We start from the raw sequence: 12804 nt of genomic DNA, 5'->3' as shown, positions 1-12804 counted from the left end.
AAATGAGATCACTCCGGAATCACCCCCGTCAAGGGGTCGGCGCGGTTCAGGACGAACGGCCTGCCACAATGACCACATGCCGACCTTCACCGACGCGCACGGGGTCCGAGTCCACTACGAGTCGTGGCGCGTTGCGGAGCCGCATGCGGTGATCCAGCTCGCGCACGGCGTCGGCGAGCACATCGGTCGGTACGGCGAACTCGTCGAGGCCCTCAACGCCGCCGGCTACTCGGTCTGGGCCGACGATCACCGCGGGCACGGCAAGACGGGCTTCGAGCAGCACGGCGGCGACCTCACCCGCATGGGCCGGCTCGGACCCGGCGGGCTGCGGGCCACCGTCGACGCCGTCGAGCGGTTCACCGAGGTGATCCGCGCCGAGGAGGGGGCGGACGTGCCCCTCGTCTACCTGGGACACTCGTGGGGGTCGCTCGTCGGGCAGATCATCATGAACCGCTCGGCCGAGGACTACGACGCGTTCGTGCTCACCGGCACGGCGTATCGCACGCTGCTGCACATGAACGGCGGGGACCTCAACGCGCGCTTCCGCAAGCTCGGCCCGACGCCGGTCGAGTGGCTGAGCCGCGACCCCGCGGTCGCCCCGGCGTTCATGGCCGATCCGTACACCACCGCGGATTCCGTGCGGAAGCTGTTCGGCCTCGTCGACGCCGCCCGCCTACTCGGCCGCCCGGTGAAGGGCCTCCCGGCCGAGCTCCCGCTGCTCATCATGATCGGATCCGACGACCCGCTCGGCGGCGAGCGCAGCGTGCGCCTCCTCGCCGAGCGCTACGTACGGCACTCGGGGCTCGCCGATGTCGAGGTCGTCGTCTACGAGGGCGCCCGCCATGAGATCTTCAACGAGACGAACCGCGAGGAGGTGCGGGCCGATCTCGTGCGCTGGCTCGACGAGCGGTTCGCGGTCGACTGAGCGGGGCGCCGGGCGCGGGCTCGCGCGCCGGCCGGCTCAAGCGACGAGCGTCCAGACGATGATCGCCGCGACGGCGGCGAGCACGAGGGCGAGACCGATCGCCGCGCGGCCGATGCGGCGGCGGCTCACGCTGCCCGGCTTCAGCGAGTCGCGCGAGAGCCGGTCGAGGTTCGGCGCGACCGCCTGATACGGCGGATCGGCCGTGCCGGTCGGTGCGGGTTTCCGGTCGTCCTCGTCCATAGGCGGAGTCTACGGGGCTCGGCGGACGGCGTCATCCGAGGGTCAACCTGCGTGAATGATCATGGATATTGCGCGTTGATGATCGAATTTGGCTTGCTATTGACATCCTCGATCAGATCTCGTTAGCTTCGAGGAAACCCGGGACCACCTGACCGCCGATGCTCGAGGAGGACACCGATGTCCAGACGGCCCCGCGCCACCGCGCTCGCCGCAACCGTCGTAGTGGGGGCGCTCGCGCTCATCGCCGCACCGCTCCCGGCCAATGCAGCCGACACCGGCGACGATCGAGCGGAGATCGCGCTCATCCCTGCGCCGAGCGAGCTCGCCGAAGCCGCGGGCGAACCCGTCGAGCTCGGCTCGGGCAGCGTCATCAAGATCCACCCCCGCGACGACGGCGCCGCCGAGGTCGGCGAAGGCCTCGCCGAGCTGCTCCGGGATGCCACGGGCTACTCGATCCCGGTCGGGCAACGCACGGCCGGGGCATCCCAGGGCGCCACCATCGTGCTCTCGACCCGCGGTGACGCAGACCTCGGCGACGAGGGATATCGGCTCGACGCCGAGGGCACGCGCGTGACGATCGAGGCGCACAGCGCCGAGGGGCTGTTCCGCGGAGTGACCACGCTGCGTCAGCTCCTGCCCGACGAGATCGAGTCCGCCGGGTCGCCAGGGGGCGACTGGTCGGTTCCCGCGGTCAGCATCGACGACGCGCCCCGCTACGACTACCGCGGCGCGATGCTCGATGTCGGTCGACGGTTCTACCCCGTCGACGACGTCAAGCGGTTCATCGACCAGATGGCGCTCTACAAGTACAACGCGCTCCACCTGCACCTGACCGACGACCAGGGCTGGCGGCTCACGGTCGATGCGCGACCCGAGCTGACGCAGATCGGCGCCTCGACCCAGAGCGGCTGGAAGCCCGGGACCGGCGGGCCGTGGTTCTACACGAAGGCCGACTACCAGGAGATCGTGTCGTACGCGGCCGAGCACTTCATCGAGGTCGTGCCCGAGATCGACGGGCCGAGTCACGCGATGGCCGCCAAGGCCTCGATCCCCGAGATCAACTGCGACGGCAAGGCCGTCGCCCCGTACTCGGGCTTCGACGTCGGTCTGCCGACGATCTGCCTCACGCCCGAGCGTCGCGACGAGGTGCGCGCCTACCTGCAGGACGTGCTGACCGAGGCCGCGCAGCAGAGTTCCTCCGACATCGTGCACATCGGCGGCGACGAGGTGCCGTCGACGACCCAGGAGCAGATGGACTGGTACGTCGAGACCTCCGCCGAGGTGCTCGCCGAGCAGGGCAAGCGCGTCATGGGCTGGCACCAGATCGGCGCCTCGCCGCTGCCGGCCGGATCGATCATGCAGTGGTGGGCCGACGCGGGCGACCAGGCGTCGATCGGCACGCCGAACGAGCGCCCCGACGTGCGCGAGCTCCGCAACGCACTCGCCCAGGGAGCGACCGTCGTGGCCTCGCCGGCCGACCGTTCCTACCTCGACATGAAGTACGACCGGAGCGTTCCGTACGGCCTGAGCTGGGCCGGGTACGTCGACCTCGAGCGCGCCTACAGCTGGGACCCGATCTCGGTGACCTCGAGCCCCGACGGCAGTGTCTCGCTCGCGACCGAGGAGCAGATCGAGGGCGTCGAGGCCGCACTCTGGGCCGACCGCGCCTACCGTGGCTCGAGTTCGCTGCCGACCTCGCTCGACCAGTTCATCCCGGTCGCGCAGTACGCCGACTTCACGAGCTTCCCGCGCATGCCCGCGATCGCCGAGGTCGGCTGGTCCGCTCCCGAGGTCCGCTCGTTCGACGACTTCGAGCGGCGCATCGTCGCGCACGCCGACCGCTGGGACGAGATGGGCATCGGCTACTACCGCGCGCCCGACGTGCCCTGGGAGGGCTGAGGGCCGTCGCACCCGTGCGAGGCGTCACCGGGGTTCCCGGTGGCGCCTCGTCGTGTTCGTGCCGCCCGGCGCTACACGCCCGCGTGCCACGGCGGCACGTCGTAGCCGAGCAGGCGGATGCGGGGATGGTGCGCCGCACGCGACTCGGTCGCCCAGGGGTAGACGATCGTGGTCACGTTGCAGTTGCCGAGCACCGGCAGCAGGTCGCGGTAGCCGTCGGGGTCCATGCCGGCCATCTCGCAGAACAGCAGCCGGATGAGCGTCGCGTGCGCGACGATGAGCACCCGGCCGTCGGGGAACTCCTCCACGAGCTCGTCGAACACCGGAAGCGCCCGCTCGATGCCGGCGCGGCCGGTCTCGCCGCCCGGGAAGGGATTCGATGCCGGCGCCTCGCAGAACGCCGCCCACTCCTCGGGGTACTGCTCGACGAGCTCGTCGGGCGTCAGGCCCTCGGCGTCGCCGAAGTCGATCTCGACGAGCCGCGCCTCGCTGCGCACGGGCAGGCCCGTCGTCTCGGCGGCGGGCGCCGCCGAGCGCTGGGCTCGGCTGAGCGGCGAGGCCACGATCGCATCGAGCCCGGCGCCCACCGCCCACGCGCCGAGCGCCGCGGCCTGGCCGAGTCCGTGCCGGGTGAGCGGCACGTCGGAGTTGCCCGCGTAGCGGTGCTCGGCGTGCCAGACGGTCTCGCCGTGCCTGGCCAGGAAGAACGTCGTCATGCCGCCAGCGTACGCAGGAGGTCGACGAACGGGAACGAGCCGCAGGATGATTCGGCGGACACGCCGTGAACGACCGGTGCCGATCGTCGGTTCTCCTGCGACTCGCCACCGGTGCCGGCGGTGATCCGTAGGCTGTACGGCATGCACGGTGAATACAAGGTGCCCGGCGGCAAGCTCGTGATCGTCGACTTCGACGTCGAGGGCGGTGCGCTGCGAAACGTCCGTGTCGCGGGCGACTTCTTCCTGGAGCCCGACGAGGCCCTCGACGACATCAACGCCGCGCTCGAGGGGCTGCCGGCGGCATCCGATGCGAAGCAGATCGCGGCCGCGATCACCGCGGGCCTCCGCAGCGACGCCGTGATGCTCGGCTTCTCGGCCGAAGCGGTCGCCGTCGCGGTGCGACGCGCGCTCACCGAGGCGACGAGCTGGGCCGACTACGAGTGGGAGATCGTGCACGACGAGGCCGTGCCGCCGCGCACGCACCTCGCGCTCGACGAGGTGCTCGCCACCCGCGTGGGGGAGGGGCGCCGCAAGCCCACCCTGCGGTTCTGGGAGTGGGACGAGTCGGCGGTCGTGATCGGCTCGTTCCAGTCGGTGAAGAACGAGGTCGACCCCGAGGGCGCAGAGAAGTACGGCTTCGAGGTCGTCCGCCGCATCTCGGGCGGCGGCGCGATGATGATGGAGCGCGGCAACGTCGTCACCTACTCGCTGTACGTGCCCGGTGAGCTCGTGCAGGGCATGAGCTTCGCCGACTCGTACGCGTTCCTCGACGACTGGGTGCTCCAGGGGCTGCGCAACGTCGGCATCGAGGCGACGTACCAGCCGCTCAACGACATCGCGAGCCCGGCGGGCAAGATCGGCGGTGCTGCGCAGAAGCGACTCGGCTCGGGCGGCGTGCTGCACCACGTCACGATGGCGTACGACCTCGACAACGAGAAGATGCTCGAGGTGCTGCGCATCGGCCGCGAGAAGATCAGCGACAAGGGCATCGCGAGCGCCGCCAAGCGGGTCGACCCCCTTCGCTCGCAGACCGGACTCAGCCGTGCGGCGATCATCGAGAGCCTCAAGCAGACCTTCTCCTCGCTCACCGGGGCCACGGTCGGCACCGTCTCGGCCGACGAGCTCGCCGAGGCCGAGGAGCTCGTCGAGACGAAGTTCGCGACCCGCGAGTGGCTCTACCGGGTGCCGTGATCGGTGTGCTCTGACACTGACCCACCAGGCGGGTCAGTGTCAGAGCACACCCGAGGATCCGCTCTCCGACCCCTGCGAGGAAGTCTCAGGGTCGCCCCGCTAGACTCGCCGGGTGGATTGGTGGATCTGGCTCCTGTGCGCGCTCCTCGCCGTCGTCGTGCTCGGCGTCGCGGTGAAGCGCGGCTGGATCGACCTCTCCGACAAGACGAAGAAGGGTCGTCCGAGCGGCAGCGCCGTCATGATGATCGGTGACGAGGTCTTCGCGCCGCGCAAGTACGAGGCCCAGGTCGAGATGGAGCGGCAGAAGCGCCTGCCGACGCCCGCCCCGACGCCCGACGGCGACAAGGGCATCGCCTTCGCCGACGAGCAGGATGCCTCGGGGGCGCCTGCGGCGCGCGCCGAGCGGTTCAAGGGCTCGATCCGCCTCGACGTCTGACGGCTACTCGGCCGTCGTCGCCGTCGTCGTCGACGTCGGGCAGCCGAGCTCGGCGGCCACGGCGCGCATGGCCGCCGCCGCCGTCGCGACGGTCATGAGCGCGTTGCCGCCGACGATGTGCAGGCCGTAGGCGTCTTCGAGGGCGACGAACGTCATCGCGAGCTGTTCGTCGTCGAGCCTCGGGGTGAAGTGCCCGGCGGCCCGCCCCGCCGCGAGGATGCGCCGGTAGGTCTCGAGCTGGCGCAGGTAGAGCTTCTGCACGAGCTCGTCGTGGAGCGTCGAGTTGCCGCTGAGCACGTCGAACTCGTAGAGCAGGCTCATGAGGGCGTCGTCGGGACCGCTCGGAAGACCGCCGTCGATCGCGGCGGCGAGCTGCTCGCGCGGGTCGTCGAGGGCTGCGACCGTGGCGTCGCGCTGATCGCAGAAGCGCTCGACGCCGGCCGCGTGCGCCTCGGCGAGGAGCGCGTCGAGGTCTTCGTAGTAGTAGAGGATCGCGCCTCGGGTGAGGCCTGCCTGTGCGGCGACATCGGTCAGCGACAGCGATCGGAGGCCGTGCATGCGCCCGGCGGCATACGTCGCCTCGATGAGCGATTCGCGGCGTGCGCGCTGGTCGCGGGGTCGGGCCATGCCCTTGACACTAACCGATCGCCCTGTCATGCTCGGTGCATTCTTTGACACTTGAGTCAAATTATTCGTCCCCAACGAAGCACCACTCGGATCCCCCGACGAAGAGAGACCGACATGTCCACCCCTCCCTCCCTCGATACCGCGGCGACGACGACCCACGGCGCGCAGCTCTCGCGCTCGCTCGGCGTCGGCGGCAACGTGCTCATCACGCTCTCGGGCATCTCGCCCGCCTCCAGCGTCTTCATCCTCGGCGGCGCCGCGCTCGCGACCTACGGCACCGGCGTCTTCTGGGGCTTCGCCCTCGCGGGCGTCATCAGCCTGCTCGTGGCCCTCTGCTACGCCGAGCTCGGGTCGCGGCATCCCATCGCCGGCGGCGACTACTCGCTCGTGAACCGCGTGCTCGGCCCGGCGGCGGGCGCCGCCGTCTTCTTCATCAACCTCATCACCCTGCCGCTCATCGTCGCGATCTTCGCGCTCGGCGTCGCGGACTACCTCGGCGTCGCGATCGCCGGACTGGACCCGCTGTGGACGGCGCTCATCGTGATCGTGCTCGCGACCGTGACCGCGTGCTTCAACATCCGCACCAACGCTTGGGTGACCGGCGCGTTCCTCTTCGTCGAGATGGCGGCGCTCGTGCTGCTCGCGGTGCTCGGCCTCATCCACGTCGAGCGGCCCGTCACGGCGCTGTTCGACCCGCAGGTGCTCGACCCCGCGACCGGCGGTCTCGCGCCGCTCGGCATCGCCGGCCTCGTGCTCGCGATCACCCAGGGCATCTTCTCGTACAACGGCTACGGCGGGGCGATCTACTTCGCCGAAGAGACCCGCAACGCCCGCCGCACGATCGCCCGCGCCGTGCTCTGGAGCGCACTCATCACCGTGCTCGCCGAGCTCATCCCGCTCACCGCGATCCTGCTCGGCGCCGACTCGCTCGAGGGCCTCTTCGGTGCGGCGCTCCCGGTCGAGACCTTCCTCGCCGAGCGCGCCGGCGACGCCGTCACGATCGTCGTGCTCGTGGCGATCGCCCTCGCGATCGTCAACGCGATCATCGCCATCGCCCTGCAGTCGGGCCGACTGCTCTTCGCCGCGGCCCGCGACGGGGCCATGCCGGCCGGGCTCGCGCGCCCCCTCGCCATGGTCTCCCCGTCGACGAAGATGCCCGTCGCCGCGACCGTCGTCATGGGCGTGCTGGCGCTCGCCGCCTGCTTCGTGCCCTTCGACGTGCTGCTCAACGCAACCGGTTCGACGCTCGCCTTCAGCTACGGCTTCATCGCCCTCGCCGCGCTCGTCGTGCGCCGCCAGACGAACCGCGAGACCGCGGCAGGTCTCTCGACCTCGGCGTACTTCCGCATGCCGCTCTGGCCGCTCGCGCCGATCGTCGCCCTCGCCGCGATCGCGACGATCTTCGTCATCGGCATCCTCGACCCCGCCCAGTGGCTGAGCCTCGGCATCGCCGCCGGCATCATCGCCGCGGGATTCGCCTACTACGCGCTCTACCTCCGTCGGAACCCCGGAGCCGCCCACCTCCTCGACGCCGACGAAGACGACGACCTCGCCTGATACCCGGAAAGCACCCAGCACCATGACCCTCGACCTCCTCATCACCGGCGCCCGAGTGCGCACCTTCGACCCGGCGCAGCCATGGGCCGAGGCGATCGGCGTCACGGGCGACCGCATCGCCTACGTCGGCCCGGCGAACGAGGCGCCCGCCGCCCGCCGCACGATCGAAGCGAACGGGCGGCTCGTGACCCCGGGCATCATCGACAGCCACAACCACCTGCTGCTCGGCTTCGACGAGGACGCGGTCTCGCTCGAGGGGGCGCACACCCTCGACGAGGTGCGTCGACGGATCGCCGAGTTCGGCGCGGCGCGTCCCGAGCTGCCCTGGATCTGCGCCGAGAACGCCGTCTACGCGATCGTCGAGAACCGCCGCCCGAACGCGCGTGATCTCGCGGGGCTCGATCCGCTGGGCCGGCCGATCTTCGTGACGACCTACGACCAGCACTCGGTCTGGCTCGACCGGTGCGCCCTCGAGGTGCTCGGCATCGACGACGGCGGCGAAATCGCCTGGGGCCGCGCCGAGCGCGACGCCGACGGCGCGGCGACCGGATGGGTCACCGACTTCTACACGAGCGCGATGACGGTCGCGGGGCTCGCGGCGCTGCAACGCGACATCCCGATGTACTCGCCCGAACGCCGCTACCGAAAGCTGCAGTCGAGCATGCGCATGGCGACCGCGCTCGGCATCACGACCGTCGTCGAGCCGCAGGTGCCCCTCGCCGAGCTGCCGCTCTTCGAGCGCGCCCTCGCCGAGGGCGTGCTGAGCTCGCGGGTGATTGCGGCGCTGTTCCACCCGGTCGGCGCCGACGGCGCGTTCCGCAGTACGCTGCGCGACACGATCACGAACGCGGCCGAGCACGCGGATGCCTCGGGCCTCCTGCGCCTCGGCCCGATCAAGCTCTACGCCGACGACGTGATCGAGCCGCACACGGCGCTCATGCTCGACGACTACGCCAACCGGCCCGGCCGACGCGGGCGCCCGAGCTACGCCGGAAACGGTGGGCGCGAACTCGTCGACGTCGTCACCGAACTCGACCGGCTCGGCCTGCAGACCCATACGCACGCGACCGGCGACGGCGGCATCCGGCTCGCGCTCGACGCGATCGAGCACGCGCAGCGAGCGAACGGCACGATCGACCGGCGTCACGGCGTCGTGCACGTCGAATGCCTGCACCCCGACGACCTCGGTCGCTTCGCCGAGCTCGGCGTCACAGCGGCGATGCAGCCGCGGCACTGTTCGCCCGACCTCGTCGCCGGCACGTGGATGGACAACGTCGGCGAGGAGCGGTGGAACCGGGCCTGGCGGTTCAGGAGCCTGCTCGACTCGGGTGCGACGGTCGCCTTCTCGAGCGACTGGCAGGTCGGCGAGATGGACCCGCTCGTCGGCCTCTTCTCGGCCGCGACCCGCGCGGCGCTCGACGGCGGCGACGCGTGGACGGCGGGGGAGCGGGTCGGCCTCGATCGCTCGCTCGGGGCGTACACGGTGCACGGCGCACGGGCCTGGCACCTCGAGCGTTCGCGCGGCCGGCTCGCGCCCGGCATGGACGCCGACCTCGTGGTCTGGTCGGGCGACCTCTACGCGCACGAGCACGACCCGGCGGCCCTCCTCGGCGAGCACGCCGAGGTGACGCTCGTGGGCGGGCGCGTGGTGCACTCGCGCGGTGCGGTGGCCGACGCGGTCGGTGCGGCGCCCGCCGCCGACCCGGTCGCGGGCCGCGAGTTCTCGGAGGCGCACGCGCACGGCGGCCACTGAGCCGAGCGGGGCGACTGGCAGACTGGGGGCGTGGCAGCCGACGAACCGAACCGCATCATCCATGCGGACAACCTCGCCGTGCTGCCCACCCTGCCCGAGGGCGGCTTCACCCTCATCTACCTCGACCCGCCGTTCAACACCGGTCGGGCGCAGGCGCGGCAGGCCACCCGCCATGTGCGTCAGCGCGCCGCCGGCGACCCGGCGCTCGAGCGGGCCTCGGCGAACACCGTCAACACGATCACCGGGTTCGCGGGGCGCCAGTACGAGCGCATCCGCGGCGACCTGCTGCGCTACGACGACCGCTTCGACGACTACTGGGCGTTCCTCGAGCCGCGCCTCGTCGAGGCGTGGCGGCTGCTCGCCGACGACGGCACCCTCTACCTGCACCTCGACTACCGCGAGGCCCACTACGCGAAGGTGCTGCTCGACGCGCTGTTCGGGCGCGAGTGCTTCCTCAACGAGCTCATCTGGGCGTACGACTACGGCGCGAAGTCGAAGCGGCGCTGGCCGACGAAGCACGACACGATCCTCGTCTACGTGAAGAACCCCGACGCCTACTGGTTCGACTCGACCGCAGTCGACCGCGAGCCGTACATGGCGCCGGGGCTCGTGACACCCGAGAAGGCCGAACTCGGCAAGCTGCCCACCGACGTCTGGTGGCACACGATCGTCTCGCCGACCGGCAAGGAGAAGACCGGGTACCCGACGCAGAAGCCCGAAGGCATCCTGCGGCGCATCGTGCAGGCCTCGACCCGCGAGGGCGACTGGGTGCTCGACTTCTTCGCCGGCTCGGGCACGACCGGTGCCGTGGCGGCGACGCTCGGCCGCCGCTTCGTGCTCGTCGACGAGCACCCCGACGCGATCGCCGTCATGCAGGCGCGCTTCGCTGAGGTCGCGGGGGTCGAGTTCTCGACGGGGCCTGCCGCGGCGGCGGGCTGAGCTACGCCGACTCGCGCACCACGAGTTCGGTCGGCAGGATCGTCGCGTGCGGCACCTCGGCCTCGCCGGCGAGCAGCCGCAGCAGCACGTCGGCCATCGCGGCTCCCGCCGCCTCGGAGGGCTGCGCGACGGTCGTGAGCGGCACGGGCCCGGCGACCGCCGCCGGGCTGTCGTCGAAGCCGACCACGGCGACGTCGTCGGGCACGCGCAGGCCGCGCTCGCGCAGCTCGGCGACGACGCCGGTCGCCATGAGGTCACTGGCGACGAACAGCGCGTCGAGGCCGTCGTCGCCGACGCGGTCGAGCAGCCGCCGAGCGGCGAGCGTCGCGCCGGCGGCCGTGAAGTCGGCGGTCTCGAACAGCTCGTCGGAGAGTCCGGCGCCGCGCACGGCGTCGAGGTACCCGTCGAGCCGGTCGATGCCGGCGGGCATGTCGACGGGGCCCGTGATCGAGCCGATGCGGCGGTGCCCTCGACCGATGAGGTACTCGGTGCCCGCTGCCGCGGCGGCGCGGTTGTCGACGTCGACGAAGTAGTCGTCCTGGTCGGCGTCGAGCGCGGGCCGGCCGCCGAAGACGAGCGGCACCGACGGCCGGGTGTCGGCGAGGATCGCGTCGCCCACGTGGTGCGAGATGACGATCGCCCCGTCGACCACGCCCGAGTTCAGGTAGCGCAGGGTCTTGTGGTGCGGGTCGGTCGAAGCGACGAGCAGGTTCAGCACGAACTCGCTGTCGTCGACGCGGCTCGTGATGCCCTTCACGATCGTCGCGAAGTACGGGTCGCTGAAGAACCAGGTCACGTCTTCTGGCACCACGAGCGCGATCGCGTTCGACGAGCGCCGGGCGAGCGAGCGCGCCGCGCGGTTCGGCACGTAGTGCAGTTCGGCGACGGCGGCGTTCACGGCTTCGACGATGTCGGGGCTGACCTTCGGCGAGCCGTTGACCACGCGGCTCACCGTCGCGCGCGACACCCCGGCCACGCGGGCCACCATCTCGAGGGTCGGGGGCGACCCCGCGGCATCCTTCGCCATGTCGTCAGTCTAGGTCTGCGGTCACAGCGCGCGGTCGCGGATGATCCGCGAGTACTCGTGCCCGCTGTGCTTCACCGTGCGCACCTGCGTGTCGTAGTCGACGTGCACGATGCCGAAGCGCTTGTCGTAGCCCCAGGCCCACTCGAAGTTGTCGAGCAGCGACCAGTAGAAGAACCCGCGCACGTCGACCCCGGCGTCGGCGGCGTCGAGCGTCGCCGCGAGGTGCGCGCGCAGGAACTCGGCCCGATCGGCGTCGTCGATGCGGATGCCTCCGGTGCCCTCGTCGACCGTCACGGCGTCGTCGTAGGCGGCGCCGTTCTCGGTGACGGCGAGCACCGTGCCCGCGTCGGCGGCGTAGTCGTCCCAGATGCGCCGCAGCAGGCGGGTGAGCCCCTCGGGCTGCACCTCCCAGTTCTGCGCCGTGCGGGGCAGGCCCCGCTCGACCGAGTGGAGGCCGTCGGGCGCGGGGTAGGGGCTGCGCGTCGGGCGCGCGTTCGCAGGGGCTCCCGAGACCGGCGGCGTCGCGGGCGGCTCCGCTGAGACGAGGTCGCCGTGGTAGTAGTTCACGCCGAGGGTGTCGATCGGGGCGGCGATCACGTCGAGGTCGCCCTCGTGCACGGCGGCCTCGAAGCGCTCGACGGCGGCGGCGTCGACCGCCCGGACGTCCTCGATGATGTCGGCCGGGTACGAACCCCGGAAGACCGGGTCGAGGAACCAGCGGTTGAACTGCCCGTCGAGGCGACGCACCGCATCCACGTCGGCGGGGTTCTGCGGGTCGGCCGGGTCGGCGACCGTGTGGTTCAGCGTGAGGCCGAGGTCGAGCGACGCGTCGCGCGCCCGCAGTTCGCGCACGACCTGCCCGTGACCGAGCAGGAGGTGATGCGAGGCGAGCAGCCCATCGGCGACGCTCTGGTGCCCGGGTGCGTGCTCGCCGCCCGTGTACGAGAGGAACGAGGCGCACCACGGTTCGTTGAGCGTCGTCCAGGTGGTGACCCGGTCGCCGAGTGCGTCGTGCAGCGAGAGCGCGTACTCGGTGAAGCGGTCGCTCGTCTCGCGGACCGTCCAGCCGCCGAGCTCCTCGAGGGCCTGCGGCAGGTCCCAGTGGTACAGCGTCAGCCACGGCTTGATGCCGGCGCCGAGCAGTTCGTCGACGAGGCGCGAGTAGAAGTCGACGCCGGCGGGGTTCACCGGGCCGCCGTCGGGGCGCACCCGCGCCCACGAGGTCGAGAACCGGTAGGTCTGGAGCCCGAGCTCGCGCATCAGGGCGACGTCCTGCGGCATGCGGTGGTAGTGGTCGCAGGCGACGTCGCCGTTGTCTCCGCCGGTCACCGCACCGGGGACGCGGGTGAAGGCGTCCCAGATGGAGGCGCGGCGGCCGTCCTCGAACGCGGCCCCCTCGATCTGGTAGGCGGCCGTGGCCGCACCGAACAGGAAGCCGTCGGGGAAGCGGCGGCGCGTGGCATCCGTCGTGGCGGTCATCTGGCGTTCCTCTCG

General features: G+C 71.4%; 12 protein-coding genes. 7 read left to right on the top strand and 5 right to left on the bottom strand.

The features are described 5' to 3' along the window. Window positions 1-76: 76 nt before the first annotated feature. Window positions 77-925: an alpha/beta hydrolase gene (locus ACFVAJ_RS06220; protein ID WP_376942156.1), complete on the top strand. Its 849-nt coding sequence runs from the start codon at window positions 77-79 to the stop codon at window positions 923-925. A 36-nt stretch (window positions 926-961) separates the two neighbouring features. On the opposite strand, the gene ACFVAJ_RS06215 is transcribed toward ACFVAJ_RS06220, so the two are convergent. After that, window positions 962-1165, bottom strand: coding sequence for a hypothetical protein (locus tag ACFVAJ_RS06215; protein ID WP_376942154.1), 204 nt, complete (start codon window positions 1163-1165; stop codon window positions 962-964). Window positions 1166-1342: 177 nt separating this feature from the next. Here ACFVAJ_RS06215 and ACFVAJ_RS06210 point away from each other — a divergent pair, with 177 nt between their 5' ends. Further along, on the top strand, window positions 1343-3064 hold the full coding sequence (locus tag ACFVAJ_RS06210; RefSeq protein WP_376942152.1) for a beta-N-acetylhexosaminidase: 1722 nt from the start codon (window positions 1343-1345) through the stop codon (window positions 3062-3064). A 71-nt stretch (window positions 3065-3135) separates the two neighbouring features. Here the strand turns inward: ACFVAJ_RS06210 and ACFVAJ_RS06205 are convergent, their stop codons facing one another. Next, a complete protein-coding gene (locus ACFVAJ_RS06205; RefSeq protein WP_376942150.1) occupies window positions 3136-3780 on the bottom strand; it encodes a histidine phosphatase family protein in 645 nt (214 codons plus the stop codon). Window positions 3781-3921: 141 nt separating this feature from the next. Here ACFVAJ_RS06205 and ACFVAJ_RS06200 point away from each other — a divergent pair, with 141 nt between their 5' ends. Continuing rightward, window positions 3922-4971: a biotin/lipoate A/B protein ligase family protein gene (locus ACFVAJ_RS06200; RefSeq protein ID WP_376942148.1), complete on the top strand. Its 1050-nt coding sequence runs from the start codon at window positions 3922-3924 to the stop codon at window positions 4969-4971. Between the two features lie 112 nt (window positions 4972-5083). Further along, entirely contained in the window at window positions 5084-5407 is a 324-nt protein-coding gene (locus tag ACFVAJ_RS06195) for a hypothetical protein (RefSeq protein ID WP_376942147.1), read from the top strand. 3 nt (window positions 5408-5410) lie between these two features. On the opposite strand, the gene ACFVAJ_RS06190 is transcribed toward ACFVAJ_RS06195, so the two are convergent. Next, window positions 5411-6034: a TetR/AcrR family transcriptional regulator gene (locus tag ACFVAJ_RS06190; protein ID WP_376942145.1), complete on the bottom strand. Its 624-nt coding sequence runs from the start codon at window positions 6032-6034 to the stop codon at window positions 5411-5413. 114 nt (window positions 6035-6148) lie between these two features. Between ACFVAJ_RS06190 and ACFVAJ_RS06185 the strand changes: the two genes are divergently transcribed. The 3 genes from ACFVAJ_RS06185 to ACFVAJ_RS06175 are packed head-to-tail and all read left to right on the top strand — an operon-like array spanning window position 6149 to window position 10283. Continuing rightward, on the top strand, window positions 6149-7591 hold the full coding sequence (locus ACFVAJ_RS06185; protein ID WP_376942143.1) for an APC family permease: 1443 nt from the start codon (window positions 6149-6151) through the stop codon (window positions 7589-7591). Window positions 7592-7613: 22 nt separating this feature from the next. After that, window positions 7614-9344, top strand: a complete 1731-nt coding sequence (locus ACFVAJ_RS06180) for an amidohydrolase (protein ID WP_376942141.1) — start codon at window positions 7614-7616, stop codon at window positions 9342-9344. A gap of 30 nt (window positions 9345-9374) precedes the next feature. Continuing rightward, window positions 9375-10283, top strand: a complete 909-nt coding sequence (locus ACFVAJ_RS06175) for a DNA-methyltransferase (protein ID WP_376942139.1) — start codon at window positions 9375-9377, stop codon at window positions 10281-10283. Between the two features lies 1 nt (window position 10284). On the opposite strand, the gene ACFVAJ_RS06170 is transcribed toward ACFVAJ_RS06175, so the two are convergent. Next, window positions 10285-11310 (bottom strand): LacI family DNA-binding transcriptional regulator, encoded by a 1026-nt coding sequence (locus tag ACFVAJ_RS06170; protein WP_376942137.1) that lies wholly within the window; start codon window positions 11308-11310, stop codon window positions 10285-10287. Between the two features lie 21 nt (window positions 11311-11331). Beyond that, window positions 11332-12789, bottom strand: a complete 1458-nt coding sequence (locus ACFVAJ_RS06165; RefSeq protein ID WP_376942135.1) for a GH1 family beta-glucosidase — start codon at window positions 12787-12789, stop codon at window positions 11332-11334. Between the last annotated feature and the right edge of the window lie 15 nt (window positions 12790-12804).

The sequence above is a fragment of the Agromyces sp. NPDC057679 genome (genome assembly GCF_042799635.1).
In the GTDB taxonomy this organism is placed as follows: domain Bacteria; phylum Actinomycetota; class Actinomycetes; order Actinomycetales; family Microbacteriaceae; genus Agromyces.
This window is presented reverse-complemented; position numbering and strand designations above follow the sequence as displayed.